Annotated in this window: 22 protein-coding genes and 2 pseudogenes; 12 read left to right on the forward strand and 12 right to left on the reverse strand. The window is 49.8% G+C overall.

Annotated features, from left to right (window positions below; genetic code table 11):
• Nucleotides 1-723: 723 nt before the first annotated feature.
• Complete coding sequence (locus P2G85_RS00005; RefSeq protein ID WP_275862058.1) at nt 724-2805, reverse strand: sodium:proton antiporter; 2082 nt, start codon at nt 2803-2805, stop codon at nt 724-726.
• Nucleotides 2806-3042: 237 nt separating this feature from the next.
• On the opposite strand from P2G85_RS00005, the gene P2G85_RS00010 reads away from it, so the two are divergent.
• On the forward strand, nt 3043-3219 hold the full coding sequence (locus P2G85_RS00010) for a hypothetical protein (RefSeq protein WP_275862059.1): 177 nt from the start codon (nt 3043-3045) through the stop codon (nt 3217-3219).
• Between the two features lie 49 nt (nt 3220-3268).
• Here the strand turns inward: P2G85_RS00010 and P2G85_RS00015 are convergent, their stop codons facing one another.
• Nucleotides 3269-5989, reverse strand: coding sequence for a PEGA domain-containing protein (locus tag P2G85_RS00015; protein WP_275862060.1), 2721 nt, complete (start codon nt 5987-5989; stop codon nt 3269-3271).
• A gap of 526 nt (nt 5990-6515) precedes the next feature.
• Here P2G85_RS00015 and P2G85_RS00020 point away from each other — a divergent pair.
• The gene (locus P2G85_RS00020; RefSeq protein WP_275862061.1) at nt 6516-7076 is read left to right on the forward strand and encodes a hypothetical protein; all 561 of its coding nucleotides are present in this window, start codon (nt 6516-6518) and stop codon (nt 7074-7076) included.
• A gap of 74 nt (nt 7077-7150) precedes the next feature.
• On the opposite strand, the pseudogene P2G85_RS00025 reads toward P2G85_RS00020, so the two are convergent.
• A pseudogene (locus P2G85_RS00025) lies at nt 7151-7402 on the reverse strand (LysR family transcriptional regulator); the annotation flags it as partial.
• A gap of 108 nt (nt 7403-7510) precedes the next feature.
• On the opposite strand from P2G85_RS00025, the gene accD reads away from it, so the two are divergent.
• Nucleotides 7511-8377: an acetyl-CoA carboxylase, carboxyltransferase subunit beta gene (gene accD, locus P2G85_RS00030; RefSeq protein ID WP_275862063.1), complete on the forward strand. Its 867-nt coding sequence runs from the start codon at nt 7511-7513 to the stop codon at nt 8375-8377.
• A gap of 255 nt (nt 8378-8632) precedes the next feature.
• On the opposite strand, the gene P2G85_RS00035 is transcribed toward accD, so the two are convergent.
• The 6 genes from P2G85_RS00035 to P2G85_RS00060 form a co-directional block, all read right to left on the reverse strand.
• A complete protein-coding gene (locus P2G85_RS00035) occupies nt 8633-9535 on the reverse strand; it encodes a hydroxymethylglutaryl-CoA lyase (RefSeq protein WP_275862064.1) in 903 nt (300 codons plus the stop codon).
• On the reverse strand, nt 9516-11576 hold the full coding sequence (locus P2G85_RS00040; protein ID WP_275862065.1) for an acetyl/propionyl/methylcrotonyl-CoA carboxylase subunit alpha: 2061 nt from the start codon (nt 11574-11576) through the stop codon (nt 9516-9518). Before P2G85_RS00040 ends, P2G85_RS00035 begins: the two co-directional genes overlap by 20 nt.
• A complete protein-coding gene (locus P2G85_RS00045; RefSeq protein WP_275862066.1) occupies nt 11569-12351 on the reverse strand; it encodes an enoyl-CoA hydratase-related protein in 783 nt (260 codons plus the stop codon). Before P2G85_RS00045 ends, P2G85_RS00040 begins: the two co-directional genes overlap by 8 nt.
• 93 nt (nt 12352-12444) lie before the next feature.
• Nucleotides 12445-14052: a carboxyl transferase domain-containing protein gene (locus P2G85_RS00050; protein ID WP_275862067.1), complete on the reverse strand. Its 1608-nt coding sequence runs from the start codon at nt 14050-14052 to the stop codon at nt 12445-12447.
• A gap of 122 nt (nt 14053-14174) precedes the next feature.
• Nucleotides 14175-15344 (reverse strand): isovaleryl-CoA dehydrogenase, encoded by a 1170-nt coding sequence (locus tag P2G85_RS00055; RefSeq protein WP_275862068.1) that lies wholly within the window; start codon nt 15342-15344, stop codon nt 14175-14177.
• Nucleotides 15345-15389: 45 nt separating this feature from the next.
• Nucleotides 15390-15776: a MerR family DNA-binding transcriptional regulator gene (locus tag P2G85_RS00060; protein ID WP_275862069.1), complete on the reverse strand. Its 387-nt coding sequence runs from the start codon at nt 15774-15776 to the stop codon at nt 15390-15392.
• A gap of 210 nt (nt 15777-15986) precedes the next feature.
• On the opposite strand from P2G85_RS00060, the gene P2G85_RS00065 reads away from it, so the two are divergent.
• From P2G85_RS00065 to P2G85_RS00095, 7 genes are all read left to right on the forward strand, one after another.
• Nucleotides 15987-17165, forward strand: a complete 1179-nt coding sequence (locus P2G85_RS00065) for a thiolase family protein (RefSeq protein ID WP_275862070.1) — start codon at nt 15987-15989, stop codon at nt 17163-17165.
• Between the two features lie 98 nt (nt 17166-17263).
• Nucleotides 17264-18757 carry a CoA-acylating methylmalonate-semialdehyde dehydrogenase gene (locus P2G85_RS00070; protein ID WP_275862071.1) on the forward strand — a complete coding sequence of 498 codons (1494 nt, stop codon included), beginning with the start codon at nt 17264-17266 and terminating at the stop codon, nt 18755-18757.
• An 87-nt stretch (nt 18758-18844) separates the two neighbouring features.
• On the forward strand, nt 18845-19999 hold the full coding sequence (locus P2G85_RS00075) for an acyl-CoA dehydrogenase family protein (protein ID WP_275862072.1): 1155 nt from the start codon (nt 18845-18847) through the stop codon (nt 19997-19999).
• Nucleotides 20000-20042: 43 nt separating this feature from the next.
• A complete protein-coding gene (locus P2G85_RS00080; RefSeq protein ID WP_275862073.1) occupies nt 20043-20819 on the forward strand; it encodes an enoyl-CoA hydratase in 777 nt (258 codons plus the stop codon).
• A gap of 10 nt (nt 20820-20829) precedes the next feature.
• On the forward strand, nt 20830-21960 hold the full coding sequence (locus P2G85_RS00085; RefSeq protein WP_275862074.1) for an enoyl-CoA hydratase/isomerase family protein: 1131 nt from the start codon (nt 20830-20832) through the stop codon (nt 21958-21960).
• A gap of 14 nt (nt 21961-21974) precedes the next feature.
• Nucleotides 21975-22871: a 3-hydroxyisobutyrate dehydrogenase gene (gene mmsB, locus P2G85_RS00090; RefSeq protein ID WP_275862075.1), complete on the forward strand. Its 897-nt coding sequence runs from the start codon at nt 21975-21977 to the stop codon at nt 22869-22871.
• Nucleotides 22872-22880: 9 nt separating this feature from the next.
• Nucleotides 22881-23639 carry an SDR family oxidoreductase gene (locus P2G85_RS00095; RefSeq protein ID WP_275862076.1) on the forward strand — a complete coding sequence of 253 codons (759 nt, stop codon included), beginning with the start codon at nt 22881-22883 and terminating at the stop codon, nt 23637-23639.
• A gap of 123 nt (nt 23640-23762) precedes the next feature.
• Here the strand turns inward: P2G85_RS00095 and P2G85_RS00100 are convergent.
• Nucleotides 23763-23979, reverse strand: a pseudogene (locus P2G85_RS00100) (MipA/OmpV family protein); the annotation flags it as partial.
• Nucleotides 23980-24310: 331 nt separating this feature from the next.
• Complete coding sequence (locus tag P2G85_RS00105) at nt 24311-24550, reverse strand: PAS factor family protein (RefSeq protein WP_275862077.1); 240 nt, start codon at nt 24548-24550, stop codon at nt 24311-24313.
• A 281-nt stretch (nt 24551-24831) separates the two neighbouring features.
• On the opposite strand from P2G85_RS00105, the gene P2G85_RS00110 reads away from it, so the two are divergent.
• Together P2G85_RS00110 and P2G85_RS00115 are read left to right on the forward strand one after the other, a co-directional pair.
• Nucleotides 24832-25182, forward strand: a complete 351-nt coding sequence (locus P2G85_RS00110) for a DUF3147 family protein (RefSeq protein ID WP_275862078.1) — start codon at nt 24832-24834, stop codon at nt 25180-25182.
• A gap of 342 nt (nt 25183-25524) precedes the next feature.
• Entirely contained in the window at nt 25525-26058 is a 534-nt protein-coding gene (locus P2G85_RS00115) for a hypothetical protein (protein ID WP_275862079.1), read from the forward strand.
• Between the two features lie 96 nt (nt 26059-26154).
• On the opposite strand, the gene P2G85_RS00120 is transcribed toward P2G85_RS00115, so the two are convergent.
• Nucleotides 26155-26484 carry a TusE/DsrC/DsvC family sulfur relay protein gene (locus P2G85_RS00120; RefSeq protein ID WP_275862080.1) on the reverse strand — a complete coding sequence of 110 codons (330 nt, stop codon included), beginning with the start codon at nt 26482-26484 and terminating at the stop codon, nt 26155-26157.
• Nucleotides 26485-26718 lie beyond the last annotated feature (234 nt).

Below are 26718 nucleotides of genomic sequence, written 5' to 3' on the forward strand. Positions count from 1 at the left end.
TTTGCTTACGGCGGAGAAAAGTTTTAAAGCAGGGATCAAGAGAAAGCAAAAGAAAGCGAATCGCAGTAATGCGTACCTTTCTCAAGTCCTTGCGGGGCAAGGGGCTTCGTAATCTTGCCCTGGATATGCACCTTGGTTAGGTCTTTGATAAAAAAGTAAACTAATATATTAAAAATGCTTTCAACACTTCGCCCCATGAAAGCATAATTAAACGGATTTCTGTAAATGCATACGCATAACAGAAGTCACTGAGTAAAATATTAGTTGCTATCAAATTATTTGCTGTAAACTAGTGTTTTAATAATAAGAAAAGTCATCAAAACTCACAGTAATAAGTTTGTTATTAGTGTAAGTAACTAAATGTACTAGCAATGATTATCAATGCCTTTAATTGGGTGGGGATATGAGTTAAATATATCCTCATGATATTTAAATTAATTTCCTATGGTTTTTTAAATGTTCACTTCCATAGCTGAAAGTGGAATGGCTTGATCGAACCATCAAAAAATAAATACGGTCGATGTTGATAATTAGCTTATTGCTGGCTATGGAGCATTTAAGTCTGAATCAAAGGTCAGATTGATCAAAGATGGGCACCTGTTGCTTGAATGCTGCCAGAACTGAAACCGTCAAGTGGCCGGAATTGCTCATTTCTAAAAGCATCGTGTTGTTTATCGTTATACGCTTCGAGTGTCATATGTGCGGGACTGATTGTGAGAACTGCTATTTCACGCCGTTGTCGGTGCCATCACCAGCCTTAATATTGTCTAATGAATCTCTGTATGACGATGAAGTAATGCTCTTGAGCTGTTGTATAATCTGCTCTTTATCTGAGGGGCTGATCAGCCGCTGACGAACAAACTTTTCCAGATGGGCTTTATGGACCGTATTGAGCATGTTATGCAGCCACTTTCTATGGGCTGTCGCGGTGATAATCGGGTAGGTGTTGTCCAGTCGGTGGACCGTATCTGAACTCTGTTGGTGCCATGATTGCCAGATAAGCAGGATGCGTTGCTTCATTGCCGGGTCGACCGGGTAATCGTCTAGCAGTTCTTTCAGTTCGGCTAAGGTAAACTCAGCGGTAAGTAGCCGCGACCATGCCAGTTCATACTGGTTGGTTATATTGGCGGTATGATGTTTTTTCCAGTTGAGCAGCTCGTTTTGCTTCCACCATTTGCTGTTGGCGTGGTTGCCTGGTGGGTGGTACTTATGCCGGGCGGCATCCATTTGCTGCTCAAGGAACTCTCGCTGTAGGTGATAGACATCTGCAGAAACCAGCCCCTGATCATAGAGCAGGTACAGGTAGCCACTTTCGATACTTAGTCCTTCCATGATCAGTTTTGTGTATAGGCTTTCCGTATCGACCTGGGATGTATACAGGTGTTGCAAGGCTTGTTGCTCCTTTCGGACATGGGACTTGAGTGATTGTATCATTTCATCCGGAGCGCCACTGTCGGCCAGTGGAGTCTGGGTCAGATGTGTCAGCACTTTTTCGCTGGCTTTCATCGCAGACAGCATCAGCTCTTTTTTGGTGATTTTTTCTTCTATGCTGGTTTCATCCATATCAAGCCTACTGGCAAGGGGAGAAAGCGTCAGCCCCTGAACCAGAATGGTAAAAAATACCGCGCCCATTGCCACTGCCAGCAGGGTTTCCCTTTCTTCCAGGCTGAACATTGAGGTGTCTGTAATAACCAGGATGGCAAGTGCCAGGGTGACGGCGCCTCTCAGACCACCCCACAGGCAGATATGTTGGTAGGGTTTGGGCAAGGAGTACGCAAGGCGCCGGAGCCGGCCGAAAAAGGGCAAGATGAAGTAGACAAAGACCGCGCGTGCTACCAGCATACTGGCGAGAACCAGCATTGTCATCGGTAGGTGTGATGCTATCAGTTCAAAATTTAACCATAGGCCAACCAGGATAAAAATTATCGCCCTGGCTAAGTCCGACAGGTAAGTCCAGAAGCTGTTTAGGTATTCGTTAGACACGTTGCTGATGGGCAGCGGGGTGTTTTTGGCTAACAGCAAGCCGCAGACGGTCAGAGCCACAATGCTGCTGGCATGAATATACAGCTCGACGGCGATAAAGCAGCCAATTGCCGCGATGAGGCTAATATTGATTTCGATGTATGGTTCATCGGGAAGCACTTGCATCAGCCAGAGTAGCAATTGGCCAATCAGGTAACCACAAACGGTCCCAATCACAATCAGCCAGGAAAACTGCCAGAACCCATTGAGCAGCATGTCATAAGTACTCAGGTTCATTGCAAACACCAGTATGGTGATTTTGTATGCGGCGATGACCGTTGCATCATTAAACAGGCTTTCTCCTTCGATAATGGTGATGAGATCTTTGGGGGCTCCGGATTCTTTGAAGATCGCGATGGTGGCGCTTGGATCGGTGGCACTTAAAATGATGCCGAGTAATAAAGCGGTTTGCAGAGGCAGAATGCCGGTAAAGAATAAGCTGGAGGTAATCACCAAGGTGGAGAAGATCACTCCGGGGATCGCCATCATCGCAATGGCTATCCAGTTGTCGGCAAATTTAGATACATCAAATTTATATGCAGCCTCAAAGACCATCAGTGGCAGCAAAATAAACAAAATGGTTTTTTCGGCTATATCCGGCTGATAAAAAATACTTACGCCTTGAGGCAGTTGTGGCAGCTGGGCGAGGAGTACCCCGGAGAGCACCAGAATAATAGGAAATGGGATACGTAAGGCCTTTGCTGCCAGCGACGCCGTGACGGATACCGCCATCAACAATAGGATACCGATAATGGATGCTATAAAAATATCGGGAACATTCATACGCTTAAATGTCTTATTCGCTTCACTAAACTGATAAATTAAGCATGGTCTATCTTTGCACAAGATTCCCGATTAATTGGTGAATAAATCTGTGCTCCCTTCATTTACTCGTTTTAACATGTTTTATTGTGATAAGCGCATTTCCTGACTCTGAGCCTGCCACAGGCTTTAATCATCTCTCTTTCAGCTATTAATCTATACTTTTATCAGATAGTCATAGCGAAGAGGTGACTAGAGATGGACTTTACAGAGAAACTGCGCTTGAAAGGTAAAGCGGAAGAAGACATGTACTTTGCCAGATTAGATCGTCAACTTATCGAAGCCATGCACGAAAAACAGAAACAGGAAGAAGCGATGTTAAAGGGAAACGATGAGGTCGATCCTGAAGTACACACATCGAGGAATGCCAAGTAACCAAACAAAAGCCGCCGAAATGGCGGCGGCTGTATTTATGCGATTAAGATTACCTCGGGTCATATTCCACGTGTAAGTGATTGGCGTGGAAGAGATAATCATACAGAGCATTATCGAACGTTGCCCCGGCAAGGTTAGTAAGCCGAACTTGAGCGGCTTGATAACTTGTTACCCCTTGCGGCCAGTTAGCCCTGTTGAATGATGGATTAAAGTCAACCGCATCCCCGGACTGGTGAAGGCTATTCACCGATGCCGCACCGAGCGTATCGTTTCTTCTCGGGTTACGCCAGCCAGATGTCATTCTCAGCGGGTGACCCCAGGCACGGCGCAGTGTATTGGCAATATCGCGCGACTGGTCAATGGCACAATAATCGGGAAAATCTGAGTATCTGGCAAACTCTCTGTAGGTGAAGTATTCATCATTGCCCAAGACAAACTCGTTAGCACTGATCAATGAGTGACGCTCAGGTGTGTTTCGTGCGAATGCAGGCTCAAAGGCCCGTTTGTCGATGTATTCCTGACGAATTTGTGACTTGGTGTCTTGAGTCAGTGTTACCGGGCGGCTGGAGACCACATCGCCACTTTCAGTGGTGTACTGTGCTACTAACTGGTAGGTTAATGCTCTGCTATTACGCGGGTCGATTAATGAGCTGAGAGGTTCATGTAACAACGTTACGTTAAACGCGTTGGCAGCAGAGTCATAAACAATGTTCTGTGCAGGGACGTCGAACGCTTCATTCGTTTCAGTAACCGACAAGCTCAATGTCGAGGCATCAATCCCTTCAACATTACTCAGGTTGATGGTTAACTGGTCGTTGGTGGTAAACTCGCCTTCGACAGGGCGGCAAGCCGTACAGCTGATGCTTTCGATATTAAATTCCGCAATTTCAACGGTATAAACGTCCCACCACTCGCCGTCAGTTAAGGTTTTGCTCGCGGTATGAACAAGCTCGGTGCCGAGCCAGATCTTTATTTCAGCTGTTGTCGGGCCATTTCCGTGGTCACTGTAGTAATGCAGTTTAAACTGATAACTGCCCGGTATCGGCTGAAGCATTGAGAAAGTTTCTGGTCCGTATCCATCAACATCATCATGGTCGAGGATACCATTTGGAATTCCATCTAACTCGCCATACCAGGTATGGTTACCTAAATGGTCATAAACGTGCATATCGACGTCGGTATCATTTGACGACCAGGTCAGTACTGCTTTCAGCTCCCGCGCTTGCGCCTCCGAAGCCTGGCTTCCCAGGGCCGACAGGCTGCGCAGCATCGCCATTTCTTCGACATTTTTCACCGTTATCAGCGGTGAAACATAGCTTTTACCTTGACTGTTGGTGGAACGGAACTGTAACTGGTTTTCTCCTGATAGAAGCGAAAACACCGCTTCAAACCGGCCGTTTCCATCAACCGGCACCGTAGACTCGTTGCCGTTTATTGAGGCAATCATCCGCGTAGGTGAGAGCGCGTTATCGACCTGGCCTCTGACAATCAGAATGTTGTCTGACACGATCAGCCCATCGTGAAACCCGTCATCAAACTGAATCCCAGAACCATCGGTATTCGATTGAGGCGTCAGGTTAATGTCTACATGTTGACCTTCACCGGTAGCAGCTAAAGAGTAGAACACTTCATTGTAGCCTGGTGCATAGACACGGATGAGGTGTTCGCGTGCCTCAAGGTTGTTAAGTATAAGAGGGCTCCGGCCTTTGTAGACGCCGTCTAAATAGACGTAGGCACCTCGAATGGCACCAGTACGCACGTGGATTTGCGACGGTGCTACCTCCGTTTTTTCGGTAAGGTAAAACGCCTGATAGTGGATCGCATCAAACTCAAATATCAGCTGGTTGTTGGTCATGGTGAACGGGAGAGCCTGCAGCCTTTGCTCGGTGACGGCGAATAACTGGTACTCGTGATCCGGAGTAACGGGCAAGCTCAGAGTCAATGCTTTCGTCCCCTCAATGCCGAACGGTTTAATATCCAGCGGCGGATAAACGAGGGTATCACCCTGGGGGACTTCTGGTTGAAGCTCTGACTGGTGAAGGGTAAAACGTGTCGCTTCGGTTATCGCTCCTTGCGGGATGATTACTTTTACGCCGTTCCATGGTGCTGTGTCAGCAACAAGCTGGCCACCTGCTTCTCCAATCACTTTTTCGGCGAGCAGTGTAGGGTCACTCCAGTACAGAGTCAGTTGGCGAGCGAGGTTCCGACCTTCAACCTGTGCTTGCAAATCGAGCTGATTCGCGCCATCAACCAGGATATAGCTAAATGAAAAGTGACCATCCTGGCTCACAGGGATGTCCAGGTAGCCATTGAGTGTGAGTTGCGTATTTCCGTTATTGTTTGCGGTTCTGCCTTTAATGGTGATGAAGGCCTCATCAAGAATTGCGCCATCATCGATATCAAGTGAGAGCAGCACAAAGTCGTCGAGGTTGACTTCAACCCATGCATCCCATTCGATGTTGGGCTGTGGCTCGGCATAGCTTTCGTAATGACGGGCGAGGTAAGTTTGCCCTTGGTGCAGAGTAAAATCACCTTTTTGGTACACAACGCCCTGTTGCCAATGATTAACGGACGCACGGTCAGGCGGTGTCAACCGGTGCCAGGCAGCGTTATCCGGTGGTGAGGAGTTGTGATTCCAATAGTTTGATAACCAAAATTGACTGTTGTGCTCGACGATGTCACCGCTGGTATAGACTGATGAATCATTCCAGGTAGGGATAGCTGCCCAGGACTGGAAAACAAAGAGGAGCAGAAAGAGTAGCTTTTTCATATCTTCACTCGCAGTTGAAAGGATAAATTCAAAAGCAGAATATCAACTTATTGCGTATGTAATGCGCTGGTATAAATAAGTTCGACGAGTAGTGAAGTTTGTTGTAATCACGTTGTTTGTTAGTCGCTAGACAGGTCGTGATTTATATATTTATTAGCTCAAATGGAAGGGAGACCACTGTTCTTCACCTATTTTCGTTTTAGTCCATCTACGAGATAATTCGATCTAAAATCGCGATAGAGTTGAGAAAATAGAACTGAGCCCCTTCTATAGATAAATAACAACACTCTCAATAAAAAAGCAGTAAGGGTGGCATGTATCTGCGTCATAATTTCAATAAAGCGCGAATTAAGGCAAAAAGTGCGCGAAGGGTGATTGGGATCAAAATCGTCTGTTCGTCAGGCATGAAATTATTTCATGCCTTCTAGTATAAAATTCCATTTCTCGCCAGCTCAACAGTGATCTAGTTTTAGCTTGTCAGCCAAAAAATAGAGCTATGACTCTAAATTAATAAAAGGAACAATTTATGAATAAGTTAAAACTGACAGTAGTGACTTTGGCACTTGGTACCGCATCTGTGAGCGCTTATGCCCAAATACCTACATCACCTATCAGCATTCAAGACGTTCAGAAAGTGCAAATTGAGCAAGATCAACGGTTGGACTCTCATGAAAAACTGATCGCTGAAAATCAACAACAGCAAAATCAAACCAGAGATGGCCTCAATCAACTTGGAATGGATGTTTTAGAAAGCAACAGTCGGCTCCAGTCGCAGATCACAACAAACGCACAGCTTGCAGCGCAGTCTCAACAAAAGTTAGAGCAATTAGGATCAAAGGTCGAAAGCAGCAATGCGAATTTACAGTCACAAGTAACGTCAAATGAGCAGTTTTCATTGCAATCGAGACAAAACCTGGAGCGGTTGGAGTCAGATGTTTTAACTGGCACGACGAGGCTGCAATCACAGATAACGTCAAACCAGCAGTTGGCGGAGCAATCCAGACAGAATCAAGAGCAGTTTGAAGAGGACGTCCTCAAAAACGCCGCGCAAACCGAGTCGCAGCTCAACAGGGCTTGGTATGCCTGAAACTCAGTATATTGTTTAAGAACTGGTCAACATGGGGCTACCATGTCTTCTCACTGAATTAAGCAACAAAGCCCCTCAAGTGCATCATTTAGTTTGTCCAACAATGGCTGTGTGCGCAAATAAAGGTGTTCCCCTGCATCTGTCGGAGCAATTCGGCGAGTGGTCCTGTCAAATAATCGTATATCCAGCCGTTCTTCCAGCAAAGCGATATGGCGGTTGACATTTGATGTCGGCAAGCTTAGAAATTCTGCAGCCTGCTTAAAGCTGTTGTTCTCATAGACACAATGAAAACTTTTAAGCCACTGCTGGTCAATCTTATCAAGCATCTAATTTAATCCCATTAAGTTGGATTATTAAACCCATATAACGCACTTTATTACCAGAAACAGGCTTATACAATGCTTCTTACTAAAGTTATCTGGAAATTGTTTCTCATGAGTTGGTTAGAAAAGCTATTAGATAAGAAGAATATAATTAGTACACGTAAAGCATCAATTCCGGATGGAATATGGACAAAATGCCCCTCGTGTGACCAGATTATATACAGCATGGCTCTTAAGGAGAATCTGGAGGTGTGTCCCAAATGTGAACATCATATGAGGATGGCGGCACGCTGCCGCTTAGATAGTTTTTTGGATAAAGGAGGGCGAGTTGAGATTGGCAGTGAATACGAGCCGAAAGACTTGCTGATATTTAAGGATCTGAAACGCTACAGGGAACGCCTTGCTCTGGCTCAGAATAATACAGGGGAAAAGGATGCCTTAGTTGTGATGAAAGGCAGGCTCTTGGGTTTACCTGTTGTTGCCTGTGCATTCGAATTTTCCTTTATGGCTGGCTCAATGGGTGCGGTTGTCGGTGCTCGTTTTGTTCGCGCAGTTGAAGTTGCGATTGATGCAAATTGTGGGTTAGTTTGCTTTTCTGCCAGTGGTGGTGCACGTATGCAAGAATCATTAATGTCGTTAATGCAAATGTCAAAAACCAGCGCTGCGTTAAATCGTTTATCCGCAAAAGGCCTCCCTTATATATCTGTATTAACAGATCAAACGTTGGGTGGCGTATCAGCGAGTCTGGCCATGCTGGGGGATATTAATATCGGCGAGCCAAAGGCCATTATAGGCTTTGCCGGACGCCGCGTCATAGAGCAAACCGTACGAGAAAAACTGCCTCAAGGCTTTCAGCGAAGTGAGTTCCTGTTAGAGCACGGCGCCATCGATATGATTGTGGATAGGCGTGAAATGCGCAAGCGGGTTGGGGGGCTAATCGCTAAAATGACGAATACAACTATTCTACAAGAAGCGTAGCTAGTGGATTCTGCAACGAAGCAGACCTGACAAGATGGCTGGATTACACTCAAATTTGCATAATACCAATCGACATAAGTATCTGATCATTCTCACTGGTAAAAATTAATGGTAACTGGGTTGCAGATTAGGAAAATAGAAAACTCTCTGAAAGTGTCTGTCCAATTGCAGTTCAGATTCAGCTCAGAGGTATAGACAACCAACGGGTATGCTGAGTCACCATACCCGTTCGCTGCAGAGGTACGGATTGTTAAGCTAAAGGCTGTCGGGATCGCCCAGCCCCAGCGCAACCTTAGAGACCGGTGCTTTGCCTAACGCGCGGCAGATTTGCCAGCCCGCCTGATTGATGGCGTTGAGATCCACACCGGTGTCGATGCCCAGATGTTCACACAAATACAGCACATCTTCGGTCGCGACATTACCACTTGCCCCGCGCGCATAGGGGCAGCCACCGAGGCCGGCCACCGCACTGTCGATGGTGTTGATGCCCATCAGCAACGCCTGGTAAATGTTGGCTAACGCCTGACCGTAGGTGTCGTGGAAATGCACCGCCAGCGCGTCTTTTGGCAACTGCAACAACAGTGAATTCAGCATTGCCTCAACCCGGTTGGGAGTGGCTTTCCCCACCGTATCTCCCAATGACACCTCATAGCAGCCCATATCAAACAGCGCGTTGGCAATCGCGCTGGTCTGCTCAGGCTTGATTTTACCTTCGTAGGGACACACCATGGTGCACGACAGGTAGCCGCGCACCTTAATGTTGTGCTGTTTGGCTAACGCGATCACCGGCTCGAACCGTGCCAGGCTCTGCGCAATACTGCAGTTGATGTTTTTCTGGCTGAAGGACTCGGAGGCCGAACCGAACACCGCGACCTGTGTCACGCCGCTCGCGATCGCACGTTCCAGACCAGCCAGGTTGGGGGTCAACGCACTGTACACCACGCCGGGACGCCGGGTAATCTTGGCAAATACCTCGGCGGAATCAGCCATTTGCGGCACCCATTTAGGCGAGACGAAAGACCCCGCTTCAATGTGTTTTAGGCCACTCAGGCTGAGCTGATCGATCAGGCGCACTTTGTCATGCAGGGTAACCGCCGCTTCATTTTGCAGGCCATCTCTGGCGCCGACCTCAACAATGTTAGCTTTCGCTGGCAGCATGTTCAGCCTCCTTTTCCTGGCTCTGGTTTCCTTCAGCGTGCACAAGGTGAAGTAACACAGCGCCATGCTGGACCTGATCACCTTGTTGATATAATAGCTCATCGACCGTGACCGCTTGCGGAGCAGTAATGGTGTATTCCATTTTCATTGCTTCAAGCACGATGAGCGGAGCTCCGGCGGCAACCTGATCCCCTTTATTGACCAGCACGGCAGAAATCACTCCGTTGAGCGGGGCGGTGGGGTTGAGCTCGTCATCCTGGCTTTTAGAGGTATCAAAACTTGGCTGGTGAGAGAAACTCCGCTGCTGGCCCAGGTAGAACACCGTGGTTTGCGTTTCATTACTGAGTGCATGATAGGTGTAACGCACGCCTTCAATCTCTATGGCGAAGTGTTCCTGAGCCTCTAACAGACAGACCTGATGGCGGTGCCCGGCACCTTCGACATCGAAGATGATCGGTTGCCCGGCAACCGGCGTGCCGTCGGGGTGGCGCAGCCTGACCTCATGATTGGTTTCAGCGTTGGATAAGTTAAACCGGTAGAGGTTGTCTAACGCCAGTCTGAAGCCCTGGGTGGATGGCCTTGGGAGCGGCCTGCTGCCGGGTTGATGAGTCAGTTTGTGCCAGCGGGCGATACAGGCCAGAGTCAGCCAGACAGAATCGCCGATGTGTTGCTGCGCTTCAATTTCACGCTGATAGGTGCTGAGAAACGCGGTGTCGAGCTTGATATCGGCAAAGGCCGGCTGGGAGATAATACTGTACAGATAGCCGATATTGGTGGTCACCCCACGAATGTGATAACGCCTTAACGCCTGCTTAAGCTTCGTTAAGGCGATGTCACGATTTTCCCCCCAAACAATCAGCTTACTGATCATCGGATCGTAAAACGCACTGATTTCGTCGCCCTGAGCCACGCCGCTATCGACGCGAACCAGCCCCGTTCTGTTATGAGTGCCAGTTTTGGGCTCAGACAAATGGTCAATCCGGCCGGTGGACGGCATAAACGCATTCTGCGCATCTTCGGCGTAAATACGCAGTTCAATCGCATGACCGTTGTGGCTGATCTGCTGCTGCGTAACCGGTAAAGGCTCGCCACTCGCGACTTGTAACTGCCATTCGACCAAATCAATGCCGGTGATCAGTTCGGTGACCGGGTGCTCGACTTGCAGGCGGGTATTCATCTCCATGAAATAGAACTTTCCGCGGCTATCGAGCAAAAATTCAACCGTACCTGCACCGACATAATCGATCGCTTGCGCCGCCTGCACTGCGGCTTCGCCCATTTGACTGCGCAGGTGCTCTGAGAGGCAGGGCGCCGGCGCTTCTTCCACCACTTTCTGGTGACGGCGTTGAATCGAACAGTCGCGATCGGAAAGATAGACGCAGTTACCTTGTTGATCGGCGAAGATCTGCACTTCAACGTGTCGAGGCTGTATTATACATTTTTCAATCAGAAGCTGTTTGTCGCCAAAACTCGACTGGGCTTCACGCTGCGCGCCATCAACCGCGTGGGGTAGTTCGGCCGCCGTATGGACGACACGCATGCCTTTACCGCCGCCGCCCTGGCTGGCCTTGAGCATTACCGGGTAGCCAATCTGCTCTGCTTCTGCCAGCAGGTGCTCAACACTGTCGTTGGTGCCGTGATAGCCGGGCACTAATGGCACGTTGGCCTGTGACATGATCGCCTTGGCCTGTGATTTTGAGCCCATCAGTTCAATGGCGCTGGTGGATGGGCCGATAAAGATGATGTTGTTATCGTGACAGGCTTGTGCCAGGTTGGGGTTTTCAGACAAAAAGCCATAACCGGGATGGATGGCTTCTGCCTGCCATTTTTTGGCGGCGCGGATCAGCGCATCAATATCAAGGTAGGATTCATTGGCCGGTGACGGGCCGATGTATTCAGCAAAATCCGCCTGTTTAACGTGTAAACTGGCGCGATCGGCGTCTGAATAGACGGCAACGGTTTCGATCGCCATGCGTTTAGCCGTTTTGATGATGCGGCAGGCGATTTCACCACGGTTTGCGATCAGGATTCTCTTAAACATGCTTCCTCCAATTGGCGGCGCGTTTTTCAAAAAAGGCGCTGAGTCCTTCCTGTCCTTCATCGGACACTCGGGCAGATGCGATCGCCTGACTGGTGTAGTTGATTAATGATGGGTTAATCGGGTGATTATGGCTGCGCAGGCACAGCGCTTTTGCTGCTTGCATCGCTGCTGGTCCGTTACCCCGTAACTGTTTAAGTATGTGGTTTACCGCGCTGTCTGGCTCGGATGAAACCAGATGAAGAATATCCAGCGAGCGGGCGGTATCGGCGTCTATCAGCTCGGCAGTTAGAAAGTAGCGCCGGCTCTGGCGCTGGCCAATCGTACGGATCACGTAAGGCCCGATGGTAGCGGGTAATAGCCCGAGCTTCACTTCACTCAAGCAAAAGCGGCTGTCCGGCGTGCCAACTGCGATGTCGCAGCAACAGATCAGGCCAAGTGCGCCGCCAAATGCGGCGCCGTGCACTAACGCAATGGTAGGTTTAGTGAAAGTATCCAGTTTATGCAGCAGCATGGCCAGCTGTTCGGCATCTTGCAGGTTTTCACTTTCGGTTTTAGTCGCCATCGATTGCATCCAGGCGAGATCCGCGCCGGCGGAAAAGTGTTTGCCTTGTGCGGTTAATACTAACGCAGTGACTGATGGATCCTGATTGAGCTGATCCAGAGTCTCAATCAGGGCGGCAATCAGCTGGTCATCAAATGCATTGTGTTTTTCTGGTCGGTTCAGGCTCAACCACGTAACACCATCGTTGTGTTTATCAAGCAGTAGTCCGGTCATGTGACGTCCTATGTCAATGGTTCCAGAGGCCGCTATCCATCGGTTCAACACCTGAATAGCGGGGGATATAAAGGTTGAAGTCAGCTACGCATGTTACATGCGGAAGATACCGAACTTGCTGTCAGGTATTGGCGCATTGAGTGCTGCAGATAAGGCGATGGCCAGTACATCCCTGGTTTTGGTCGGGTCAATAATGCCATCATCCCACAGACGCGCACTGGCATAGTACGCATGGCTTTGCTCTTGATACTGATTAGCAATCGGGCGCTTGAACGCTTCTTCTTCCTCCTCGCTCCAGCTCTCGCCTTTACGCGCTTTGATATCGCGGGTCACCTGCGCCATCACTCCGGCAGCCTGTTCACCACCCATCACCGAGATACGGGCGTTCGGCCACATCCACATCATGGTTGGATCGTAGGCGCGGCCGCACATACCGTAGTTTCCGGCACCATAGGAGCCACCGATAACCACGGTAAATTTCGGTACATCGGCGCAGGCCACCGCGGTAACCATCTTGGCGCCGTGCTTGGCGATGCCTTCGGCCTCATATTTTTGCCCGACCATAAAACCGGTGATGTTCTGCAAAAACAGCAACGGGATCTTGCGCTGGGCACAAAGTTCGATAAAGTGCGCGCCTTTTTGCGCCGATTCCGAGAACAGGATGCCGTTGTTGGCGACAATGCCGATCGGCAAGCCATGGATATGGGCAAAGCCACACACCAGGGTTTGTCCGAACAGCGCCTTGAATTCGTCAAACTGGGAGTCATCGACGATGCGGGCGATCACTTCTTTGACGTCAAACGGCTTTTTCAGATCGGTGCCGACGATGCCGTACAGCTCCTGTGGTGAAAACCGTGGTGGCTGGGCGGCTTTCTGGCGTAACTGGGCCGGTTTCAGGTGGTTGATTTGTGAGACCGCCTGTCTGGCCAGTTGCAGCGCATGGTGGTCATTCTCGGCATAATAATCGGCCACGCCTGAGGTGCGGCAGTGTACTTCTGCGCCGCCCAGATCTTCCGCGCTGACTTCTTCACCCGTTGCCGCCTTGACCAGTGGCGGGCCGGCTAAGAATATCGTCCCTTGCTGCTTAACGATGATGGACACATCGCACATTGCCGGTACATAGGCACCGCCAGCAGTACACAGCCCCATGACGACGGCAATTTGCGCAATGCCTTTCGCAGACATGCGAGCCTGATTGTAGAAAATCCGGCCAAAATGATCCCGGTCGGGAAATACTTCATCCTGCCGTGGCAGGTTGGCACCGCCGGAGTCGACCAGGTAGACGCAGGGCAAGTGGCATTTTTCGGCAATTTCCTGTGCCCGCAGGTGTTTTTTTACCGTGAGCGGGTAGTAGCTGCCGCCTTTTACGGTCACGTCGTTGGCGACAATCATGCATTCGATACCGTCAATGATACCGACCCCCGCCACTACGCCAGCGCAGGGGACGTAGTCGGGATACACATCCCAGCCGGCAAACTGGCCAATCTCCAGAAATGACGAACCGGGGTCGAGTAGGGCAAGAATACGCTCCCGCACAGGGAGTTTGCCTTTTTTTTGCTGATGCTGGCGCGCCTTCTCACCTCCGCCGTCTTCGATTTTCGCTGTAACGGTGTAGAGCTGATCTACCAGGGCGGCCATCGAGCGGTAGTTTTCCTGATACTGCTCAGATTGGGTATTGATATTAGTTGTCAAACAAGCCATAACAAGCCGATCTCCATTCGGGCGGCGAATGGACTTCGCCGCTGCATTGATACCAACCGGACAGCGAGCCGGACTGGTATTAGGTTGAATAGTGAAGTTATTTCAATGTCATGCGCCTAGCGTTATGCGCTCTCGTTAAACAACTCTCGGCCTATTAGCATGCGTCGAATTTCGGAGGTGCCGGCACCAATTTCGTACAGTTTGGCGTCACGCAGCAGCCGACCGGTATCAAACTCATTGATGTACCCGTTGCCACCCAGCAACTGAATTGCGTCGAGTGCCATTCTGGTGGCTAATTCGGCACTGTAGAGGATCGCACCTGCCGCGTCTTTACGGGTAGTTTCGCCGCGGTCGCAAGCGGCAGCGACCGCATAGACATAGGCTTTTGCCGCGTTCATCTGGGTGTACATATCCGCAACCTTGGCCTGCACCAGCTGGAACTCACCGATCGACTGACCAAATTGTTTGCGATCGTGGATATACGGCACCACGATGTCCATACAGGCTTGCATTATGCCCAGCGGACCACCCGCCAGAACCACGCGTTCGTAATCCAGCCCACTCATCAGCACTTTGACGCCCTGATTTTCGACACCGAGAATGTTTTCTGCCGGCACTTCGCAATTTTCAAATACCAGCTCGCAGGTGTTCGAGCCGCGCATGCCCAGTTTGTCGAGCTTTTGCGCTTGGGAGAAACCCGGGAAACCACGTTCAATGATAAAGGCCGTAATGCCTTTGGCTTTCAGGCTGGGTTCGGTTTTGGTGTATACCACGTAAGTGTGCGCATCGGGACCATTGGTGATCCACATCTTATTGCCATTGAGTAGGTAAATATCGCCTTTACGTTCTGCTTTAAGCTGCATTGAGACCACGTCGGAGCCGGCTCCCGGCTCACTCATGGCCAGCGCGCCGATATGTTCACCCGAGATGAGTTTAGGCAGGTACTTTTGTTTTTGTTCGGCTGTGCCGTTGCGGTGGATTTGATTGACACACAGGTTGGAGTGGGCACCGTAGCTTAAACCCACCGAGGCTGAAGCCCGGCTGATCTCTTCCATGGCGATCACGTGAGCGAGGTAGCCCATATTGGCACCACCATACTCTTCGCTGGTGGTGACACCCAGCAATCCCATGTCGCCGAGTTTGGACCAAAGGTGGTTAGGGAAGTCGTTAGATTGGTCGATAGATTGCGCTAACGGCGCAATTTCATTTGCCGCGAAGCTGTTGATTTGCTCACGGAGCAAACTGGTGTTTTCATCGTATACAAAGTTCAGGGAAGAGTAGGTAGATTTCATTGCGTATCCTTGCCTATACGCCACCTACATCCCGGTTATGAGCTGTCAGGTGGCGTTGTCACCATTTATAGATCTAAGTGTGTTTTCACATCGCAACTTAGCGGCATTTAACTCCATCATTACCGCATTGATATCATTTGCCTGCTGTTGCAACGTGGCCTTTTTGTCTTCGATCAGCCGGATCATATAGTGCAACTGCTCAGCGCTTTGATCGGTGTCGTAGAGTTCAAACAACTCTTTGATATCTGCAAGAGAAAAGCCGAGGCGCTTACCTCGCAGAATCAGTTTCAGTCTAATTCGATCGCGACCATTGTAGATTCGAGTGCTGCCTCTACGCTCGGGAGTAATCAGCCCTAAATCCTCGTAAAAGCGAATACTACGGGTTGTAATATCAAACTCTCTGGCGAGCTCACTGATCTTAAATGTATTCATTACTTAACCTTTCGACTTTCGTATAACCATAAGAAAGAATATACAACTCGTTAACGTTAAAGTAAATAAATAGCAGTGTCCGTTGAGCATTGAATTTACATACGTTTACCCAAAACCTAGCCAAACAATCGAACAACAATAACCTCAAAACTTGACGTTAACGTAAATGTTAGTATATTTATTACGCAAACGTCAATGAAAGGTTAAAAAATGAATAACGAAACATGGATTGTTGCCGCTAAGCGAACCCCGATAGGCGCGTTTCAAGGTGTGTTTGCTTCAACCGAAGTCACCCGGCTGGGCGCACTGGCAATACAGGGGGCAATGGTTGAAACGCAGTTAGCTGCTGAAAAGATTGATGAAGTGTTAATGGGATGTGTCTTGGCCGCAGGGGTCGGTCAGGCTCCGGCACGTCAGGCCAGCCTGAAGGCACACATGCCGCAGTCAGTCGGCTGTACCACACTGAACAAGGTGTGTGGCTCTGGAATGAAAACCGTGATGTTAGCGCATGATCTTATCCAGGCGGGCAGTGCCAAAGCGGTGATCGCCGGTGGTATGGAAAATATGTCAGCGTCACCATACATATTGAAGAAAGCCCGCGATGGTTTCCGTTTAGGTCATGAGCAGGTGCTGGATCACATGTTTTACGATGGCCTGCAAGATGCCTATCAGGGGCAATTGATGGGCGTTTATGCCGAGCAAACCGCACAAAAGTATCAGTTCAGTCGTGAAAGTATGGATAACTGGGCGCAGCAGTCGGTCAGACGTGCGCAGCAAGCGGTAGCGAAGGGGTTGTTCAAAGAAGAAATTATGCCTGTCAGCGTCAAACAACGTCATGGCGATATCCAGGTGGTCGATGATGAGCAGCCGGGCAAACTGGATGTCGACAAGATCCCAACTCTGCGCCCGGCGTTTGCCCAGGACGGCAGCGTGACAGCCGCGAACTCCAGTTCAATCTCCGATGGGGCATCTGCGATCGTTCTGGTCGACAGTGAACTGGGCCGACAGGAAAACCTGGTGCCGCTTGCCAAAATTGTTGCCCACACCACTCATGCCAGAATACCGCAAGAGTTCACCATTGCTCCGGTATTCGCCATTGAGCAGTTATTGAATAAAACCGGCTGGGATAAGTCGGAGGTCGATCTGTGGGAAATCAACGAAGCCTTTGCCGTAGTCACCCAATACGCGGTCAAAGCTCTCGAGCTGGATCCAAACAAAGTGAACCTGCGCGGCGGCGCCTGTGCGTTGGGTCACCCGATTGGTGCGAGTGGTAACCGCATTCTGGTGTCCCTTATCCATGCCCTCAAGCAGACCGGTGGTAAGCGTGGCATCGCATCGCTGTGCATTGGTGGCGGTGAGGCGACAGCGATTGCGATTGAAATCTGCTGAGCATAACCGGAACAACCATTTTCTGACCGCAGCACCAGCCTGTGGCAATCATACCAAACAGCAGTCAGTGAAAAGCTGAACAATACAAGGATGTCATCATGACAGAACAAGTAAAGCAGTATATTGGCGGTGAGTTCGCCATCTCCGACTCTCAACAATGGCTAGATGTGACCAACCCGGCAACCAATGAAGTGATAGCGCAGGTTCCATGCGCCACGGAATCGGAAATGAATGCGGCAATTTCTAGCGCCGCTGAAACCTTCAAACGCTGGAAGGAGGTGGCAGCGCCGGAGCGGGCCAGGCTGATGTTGCGCTATCAGCATTTGCTCAAAGAACAACATGATGATATCGCCGCGCTGCTTTCCAGCGAAACGGGTAAAACCCTGGCTGATGCGAAAGGGGACGTTTGGCGCGGTATTGAAGTGGTGGAGCAGGCGGCCAATATCTGTAGCTCGATGATGGGGGAAACAGTTGAAAACGTCGCGACTAACATTGACGGTTACTCCTATATCCAGCCGCTTGGTGTGTGTGCCGGTATTACGCCGTTTAACTTTCCCGCGATGATCCCGTTATGGATGTTCCCGATGGCAATCGCCTGTGGTAACACCTTTATTCTCAAGCCATCAGAGCAAGTACCGTTAACGGCGATGCGGCTGGCCGAGCTGTTTGAAAAAGCGGGCGCGCCTAAAGGTGTCTTGCAGGTGGTTCATGGCAGCAAAGCGCAGGTAGACAGGATTTTAACCGATCCGGTGGTGCGGGCGATTTCGTTTGTGGGTTCAGTACCCGTTGGTGAATACATCTATAAAACCGGGACTGACCATCTTAAGCGTGTGCAGTCATTTGCCGGGGCGAAAAACCACATGGTGATCATGCCGGATGCTAACAAGCAGCAAGTGATAAATAACCTGGTCGGGGCATCGGTCGGCGCGGCGGGGCAGCGCTGTATGGCGATTTCAGTCGCCGTGTTTGTCGGTGAAACCAAACAATGGATCCCAGAGCTTAAAGAAGCGTTATCTCAGGTTCACCCTGGCGCGTGGGACGATGAAAGGGCAGGGTATGGTCCGCTGATCAGCCCCCAGGCCAAACAGCGGGTGGTGAACCTGATTGAAGAGGGCAAAGCGGCCGGCGCAAGTTGTGTGCTAGATGGCACAGACTGTCAGGTGGATGGGTTCCCGAATGGCAACTGGGTGGGGCCGACGCTGTTTACGGATGTGACAACCGATATGTCGATCTATCAGGAAGAAATTTTTGGCCCGGTGCTGCTGACTATGGAAGTGGATGATCTTGATGAAGCGATAGAGCTGATTAACGCCAACCGCTTTGGTAACGGTACCTCGATTTTCACTGCCAACGGTGCGGCGGCCAGAAAGTATCAACACAATATTAAAGTGGGTAACGTTGGCATTAATGTGCCAATTCCGGTACCGCTGCCCTTCTTCTCATTCACGGGCTGGAAAGGCAGCTTCTATGGGGACCTGCATGCTTACGGCAAACAGGCGGTGCGTTTTTACACTGAAACCAAAACGGTAACCACCCGCTGGTTTGACGACGACATTCCGAGCGGACCGAACATGACCATTCAGCTTAAGTGATCTCCCCACTTGACTGGACTGTAGCCAGGCGGCGGTCGCGGCCTGGCTCATATTCGATGGAAACTATTCACAAGCTAGGATTTCAAGATGGATTTTGAATTAAATGAAGATCAGTTGGCCTTTGCCGATGTGGCCAGGCAATTTGCCGAGCAAATGTTGGCGCCTCATGCGGCAGAGTGGGATGAGCGCCAGCACTTTCCTAAAGATGTGATTCGGCAGGCGGGTGAGCTCGGTTTTTTGAGTATTTATACGCCGCCAGAGCATGGCGGTTTGGGACTATCACGTCTGGATGCGGCGATTATTTTTGAGCAACTGGCGATGGGCTGCACTGCGACGACCGCCTTTATGACCATTCATAACATGGCAACGTGGATGATCACCAGCTTTGCCAAACCGGAAGTGGCGGAGCAGTTCAGTGCCGATTTGGTTTCGGGCGAAAAGCTGGCTTCTTACTGCTTAACCGAACCGAATGCCGGTTCAGATGCCGCGTCTCTGACCACCAACGCGGTGCGTGACGGCGACGAGTTTGTTTTGAATGGCGCCAAAGTGTTTATCTCCGGTGCCGGTGATACCGATGTGCTGGTGGTGATGGCGCGTTCCTGTGGTGAAGGCGCAGCCGGGATTTCTGCCTTTGTTGTTCCTGCTGACTGTGACGGGATCAGCTATGGCAAAAAAGAAGCCAAGATGGGCTGGAGCTGCCAGCCGACACGGATGATCACGTTCGATAACGTGCGCGTTCCGGCCAGTTATTTGCTCGGTGAAGAAGGGCAAGGGTTTAAGTTCGCCATGCTGGGGCTTGATGGCGGGCGGATTAACATTGCAACCTGTTCCGTGGGGACGGCGCAACAAGCGTTGAACGAAGCCAAACAGTACATGGCCGAGCGCAAGCAGTTCGGTCGGCCACTGGCGCACTTCCAGGCACTGCAGTTCAAACTGGCTGACATGGCGACCGAACTGGTCGCTGCAAGGCAAATGGTGCGCTTAGCCGCGGCCAAACTTGATGCTCAGCATGTAGAGAAAAGTGCCTACTGTGCGATGGCCAAGCGTTTTGCGACCGATGTGGGCTTTAAAGTCTGCGACCAGGCGCTGCAAATCCACGGGGGGTATGGCTACATCAAGGAGTACCCGGTTGAGCGACACTTCAGAGATGTCCGCGTCCACCAGATCCTTGAAGGCACTAACGAGATCATGCGTCTGATTGTGGCGCGGCGTTTACTCACCGAAGGCGTTGAGCTGGTTTAGCCAAAGGTGTGACCGATTAATCTAATTCAAGGACGAAAAAATCATGACAGTACAGATCAAACTGGAGAGAGAAGCACATATTGCCAGGCTGACCATCAGCAACCCCCCGGCCAATACCTGGACGCTTGAATCTCTCAACCAACTTAAAGCACTGGCGATCGAGCTCAGTAATGACCGGTCAGTTTACGCGCTGGTGTTAACCGGGCAAGGTGAGAAGTTTTTCTCTGCCGGTGCGGACCTCAACAGCTTTGCCTCGGGTGATAAATCCATGGCGGCAGATATGGCGTTTGCCTTTGGTGAAGCCTTTGAGGCCTTAGCGGCGTTTGACGGCGTCTCAATTGCGGCCATCAATGGTTACGCAATGGGCGGCGGACTGGAAGTGGCCATGGCGTGTGATATTCGTATCGCAGAAGAGCCGGTACAGATGGCATTGCCTGAGGCATCGGTAGGGTTGCTGCCGTGTGCCGGCGGGACACAAAATTTAACCGCACTGGTGGGTGAAGGTTGGGCTAAGCGGATGATCCTTTGTGGTGAACGCGTCTCAGCAGAGCAAGGGCTGCGAATTGGCTTAATTGAGGAAGTGGTTAAAAAAGGTCAGGCACTCGAGGCGGCGATGACGCTGGCGCAGCGAGTGGCAGGACAGTCGCCGCGAGCGGTTTCTGCATGTAAGTCGTTGATCCAAAGCCGCCGCAGTCAAAGCCATGCGTCTGGTTTGGTACTGGAGCGGGAGTTGTTCTTAAAGCTTTTTGATACTCACGACCAGACTGAAGGGGTAAACGCCTTTTTGCAAAAGCGTAAGCCCAACTGGCAAAACAACTAAAGGAGGCGCCATGACGGGCAAAGTAAATGTGTCACAGATTGAGTGCGCGGACGGCTCGGTGATTGGAGTGCTGGAACTGGATAATCCGGCGGCGCTTAACGCGCTTAGCTATAGCATGATTGAGCAGATTTATGCGCAGCTGGTCGAGTGGCAGTCGGATAATACAGTTGTCGCGGTGCTGCTGCATGCGAGTGGCGAGAAGGCGTTTTGTGCCGGGGGAGATATTCAGGCGATTTATCGCGCGCTGGCAAATAAAGAGCAACAGTTTGAAGCCGCATTTGAGTCGATGGAGCGCTTTTTCAGCCTGGAGTACCGCTGTGATCACCTGATCCACACTTACCCTAAACCTATCATTGCCTGGGGGCAGGGTTATTTAATGGGCGGTGGCGTCGGGCTGTTTATGGGCGCGAGTCATCGCGTTGCGGCAAGTTTCACACGTTTTGCCATGCCAGAAATAAAAATCGGGCTGTATCCGGATGTAGGGGCGACGTATTTTCTAAATCATTTACCGAAACATTTGGCACTTTTTCTCAGCTTAACTGCATGCCAAATTAACGCCGCTGACATGAAAGCACTTGGTTTATGCCGATGGGTTGCACCCGCAGAAGAGAAGGCGCGTTTTGTCGGGCAACTGGCCACGGTGAGCTGGTTGGCGGAAAGTGATGTAGCAGGCAAACTGGACGCGCTGATTGCCGGTTTTGACAATCAGCCTGCGATGGACGGCCTGTTAATGCCCCATGCCGAACAGATAGCGCAGTTGTGCTGTGGTGATCTGCCGGAGATTATCCAGGCGATCAGTGCTGCTGAAGTGGATGACAAATGGTTTATTGCCGCACAAAAAAACATGCAGTATGGCAGTCCGCTTTCTCTTTGTATCTGCTATCAGCAACTGACGCAATACCAAAACCTTTCACTTAAAGAGTGCTTTGATCTGGAGTTTAACCTCACCTTGCGCTGTGGTCTGGAAGGCGATTTCAGGGAAGGGGTTCGCGCACTGATCATTGATAAAACCAACCAACCGAACTGGATACATAACGACGTTGCCGAGGTGACGCCGCAGTTACTGGCGCGATTCTTTTCACCGATAGAGTGCACGGAACATGTGGTATCGACCGGGCAGTTAGCATCAGCGACACGATAAGGGATGAAGATCAAATGGATAAAATTGCATTTATCGGCCTTGGCAATATGGGCGCGCCTATGGCTAAGAACTTACTCAAAGCAAAGTTTCAGGTTGAAGTGTATGACCTGAATCCAGCCGCGGTCGAAGCGCTGACTCAACTTGGTGCCACCAGCGCAGACTCAGTGCGCCAGGCGGTTCAGGGAGCAGATGTTGTCGTCACAATGTTACCGGCGAGCCGACACGTACAAAGTGTGTACCTCGAACCCGGCGGCATCCTCGACAGCGTGGTAACGGGGACATTACTGATTGACTCTTCAACCATTGATCCTGCCACGGCCAGAGAGGTTGCCAGCGAAGCGCAGCAGCGAGGCGTAAGTTTTGTCGATGCGCCGGTATCCGGCGGCGTGGCCGGTGCGGCGGCGGGCACACTGACGTTTATTGTCGGCGGCTCAGAGGAAAATTTTGTGCGTGCGGAAACCATATTAAGTCATATGGGCAAGAACATTTTCCATGCTGGCGAAGCCGGTGCCGGGCAAGTGGCCAAGATCTGCAATAACATGATGCTGGGGATTTTAATGAGTGGTACGTGTGAGGCGCTGAATCTGGGGATGGAAAATGGCCTCGATCCTAACGTGCTGTCAGACATCATGTTACAAAGCTCGGGGCGTAACTGGGCACTTGAGCTGTATAATCCGGTACCGGGCGTGATGGACAATGCCCCCGCCAGTAAAGGTTATCAGGGTGGGTTTATGAGCCAGTTAATGGCCAAAGATCTCGGTTTGGCTGCGGATGTTGCGGTCGCCGGTCAGACTTCCACCCCGATGGGAAGCCTGGCTCGTAATCTATTCACTATTCACAGTGGTCAGGGCAACGGGCAAAAAGACTTTTCCAGCCTGTTTGAGTTCTACCAGAAACAGAAGCAGGTGTAGGGAGAGCGTATGGAGTTAACTAATAAAGTTATTGCGATTACCGGAGCCGGGCAGGGGCTGGGTAAGCAGATGGCGTTATCACTGGCAGAAAGCGGTGTTCAACTCGCTTTGATCGACCAAAACCCTGATCTGTTAAGGGAAACCCAGGCTGAGTGTGAAGCTTTGGGCATCACCGTGCGCAGCTATGTCACAAATGTCACCGATGAGCAGCAGGTCGCGGCGGCGTTTGAGCAGATTGAAGCCGATTTTCAGCAGCTTAATGGGGTGGTAAACAATGCCGGAATCATGCGTGATGGTATGTTTGTCAAAGTCAGGGACGGCCAGGTCACTACTATGTCGCTGGAACAGTTCCAGTCGGTAATGGACGTCAACGTGACGGGAACCTTTCTCTGTGGTCGTGAGGCAGCCAAAGTGATGCTCAATACAGACAGTAAGGGGGTGATCATCAATATTTCCAGTGTGGCGCGTGCCGGCAACATGGGGCAAACCAATTACTCGGCGTCCAAAGCGGCGGTGGCGACCATGTCAGCCGTGTGGGCCAAAGAGCTTGGCCGTTACGGGATACGCGCGGTGGCGATTGCACCGGGAGTGATCAAAACCGCAATGACCGATCAGATCAAACCACCAGCAATGACGCGCCTTCTGGGTATGATCCCGGTGGGCCGGTTGGGACTGGCGGAAGAGATCGCATCGACCATTAAATATGCGTTAGAAAACGAGTTTGTTACCGGCCGGGTACTGGAAGTGGATGGCGGAATGCGGATGTAAAGCCTGTCGGCAGAGCCGGTGATCTGCCACATCACCGGTTCTGGGCTGAATGCTGATAAAAATACGTGTGATTATTGGTGTGTATTGATTGTCAGGGGGCGATTGTTATGGGCCATAGGTGACACGAAAAACAATGTTTTGTGGTGAACCCACCGGAAAGATTCGATAGCCGCCACTGAATCCACGCAAAAATAAGTGCTCGCCTTCATAGCCAATCAATGGAATCACGGTTTTATTAGAATCAGTGTCTTTATTAAACCGCTGGAGAATAAGATGCAGCAGCCCCGAGAGACCATTGAGACGCCAAAGCATTGGTTGAACAGGCTGACAAGCAGCCCATGGCGCTTAGGATTAGTTTGGCTTTCATGAATATGTACAGTCCGGAATATCAGGTTGAAAGTAGGATGGTTGAAAATGAGCCATTAATGTCACAGTCAATTAGCTTTAATTCAATTAATGGTTTTTGATAAAACAGCGTGCCTGTCATTTTCCGTTTTACGTTATGTTGTGATGCGTGGTTATCAATACAACGGGTAGCAGCAGGCGGCACTATCTTACAAAAAGATGAGGTGGGTAAGCCTATGGAGAGAATGAATGGTGCAGATCGGGACATAAATGGATGATAAATGGCCCGGTTGGGGATTACGGGCCATGTCATAGAGATGCTGAAATTAACGCTCTGGTGTTTCCAGGATTTTAATTGCAGTATCAACTGCGTTGCTAATGCCCTGGTTATCTTCAATTTTCCCTGAACCTACTGGCGCAAGAACACTGGTGTACAGCGCCAACTGTTTATCAAAGGGTAAATCCAGATGGTCATACAGGTTCTGGCGAATTTTCGCGTGTTGTTCTGGTTCCTGGCTAGCAAGGTTTTGAAGCGTATCGTAAATAAGTGTTGTTGTAGCGTTCATGGTATTCTCTATTTATTCTAGGGGGTTCATATGCATTATCTCTTTTTGCCTGATATAAATCAGGAACATCAATCACATAACCAAATGTAACGCGTCATAAAGCATACATTTGCAGCGTTTTCGTGGCTGATCTTTTCGTTGGTAATGGCGAACACATTGTTAGGGTAGGTGTTGAGTGTGAATTACTGGTAAGTAGTGGTAGTAAATGGGTTTTTGGTCAATAATACCGCCACGGATAAGGACATCGTTGTAGATGTTATTCAGAGCAGTTGGAGCAAAGGATGTTGTGGATTATAACCAAGTATCTCACCACCGCGGCGATCGTGGTTTTGGTTTCGGAAGTGGCCAAGCGCAGTGATAAAATTGGAGCATTAGTCGCGGCATTGCCTACGGTGACGATTTTGGCCCTGATTTGGATGTATATCGAAGGGCAAGGTGAGACCAAGCTGTCTAATCATGCGTTCTATACTTTCTGGTATGTTGTACCAACATTACCGATGTTTCTCATCTTCCCATATTTGCTCAACCGCTTTTCGTTCAGCGTGACACTGTTACTTTGCTGCGTACTCTCTGTCGGCTGTTTTGCGTTAACTGTATATATCGCAAAGTGGTTTGGGGTAGAGCTGCTTTAATGGCAGTCGCTAATGATGCTCTGTTATCCTTCGTTATCATAATCGACACTTTTCGGCTGAACTGAAAAGTTTGGTAGGGATTAGGGCTTTTCCACTCCAGCTGGACACGTCGCTCAAAAACAGAAGAACGGGTTTAAAAGGGTCAGGAGATGATTCGTTCAGGTGTTTTTTTGCCTGAACCAGATGGCAACAATCTTGAAGCCGTTGTATACCTTAAAGTAACACTCATTATGCTATTAATACCGGGTGCGTTGAAGCAGGTGTCGGGGATGACACCGCTCACGCAGTTGAAGTTGCTGGTTTGGCTTAGCCAGACGTTAGGTGCTGTGAAATGGGGGATACGTGCCGTTAGCAGAAATCATCAGATCCAGTTTATTCTGGTTTATTTTTGGCTTGGTGCTTGCCTTTACAATTATGTCTGCCAGGGCCTATATATCGAGAAAAAACTCAAATCGTACCTTGTTTATTGAAAGTGTTGCGCTTGAAAAAAGTAAGTGGCGGGAGTTATTCAGAGAGGAAGTTGCCCAGTTTAATGCGCTGGCTGTTAAACATTACTATGCGGTACGTGATGTAGAAAGTGCGCTTGCAGATAAGTTATTTGCCATTCATGTTGAAGAGCTGAACTATTTGCGGGTAAAGGTGAGACTGCGCTTAAACCCCAATGAACTTATCCACAGTTACGATGCTAAGTTAGTTCGCTCGATGAGCCGGGTGATCCTGCAGTTTGAAACCAAACAGTATGAAGGCTTGAATCGTGAGCTACTTCGTATCGAACGTTGTGCCCAGCGCATATTGAAAAATGAATGGGAAAAATCCAAAAGCGAGGCTGAGAGTGGAGAGATGGTGACAAGGCACCGCTTACCAACTGATAAGTAAAAACAACCTGAATTGAGTTGGACTCAAGCGTTCAGCTCAACTCAGGTGCATTAGTTCAGACCAGGTCTGAATTAGTACAACTCAGGAAGTAAAGTACTACAAGCATTTGGCAGGTTTTGGTAACCCGGCCAGTTTCGTTGCCTGTTTAGCCGGACCTTTTTTAAACAGTTTGAACAGGTATTTACTGTTGCCTTTTTCAGGGCCGTGCGCTCTTTCCATCGCTTTAACCAACATTCTCACCGCAGGAGAGGTGTTGAACTCTTCATAAAAATCACGCACAAAATGAACTACTTCTAAGTGAGCATCGGTAAGTTCAATGCCTTCTTCTTCTGCTAACACTTCAATCATGCCTTCTTCCCACTGGGTGTGGTCAAGTAAGTATCCTTGAGCGTCAGTTTCGATTTCTTTACCGTTATAAACGAACATAGCTAAAATCCGCTTTTTATTGAGTTTTGTCTATAGGGTAGCGCACACTGAGCAAAACGCTCAACCTAAACCAATGGGTTGTTAGTTTAAGCGCGTTAAAACTGAACAGTGTTATCAGGAATATAGAGGTGGGCGAGCTTACCTTGGTTCTCTTTGAACGATGGACTTATGCGGTTATTTGAATTTTAAGTCGCTCGGTATAAAAATTTACCGGGGTTAAACAACCGATTTTGC

The organism is Vibrio sp. CAU 1672 (genome assembly GCF_029223195.1).
In the GTDB taxonomy this organism is placed as follows: Bacteria; Pseudomonadota; Gammaproteobacteria; order Enterobacterales; family Vibrionaceae; genus Vibrio.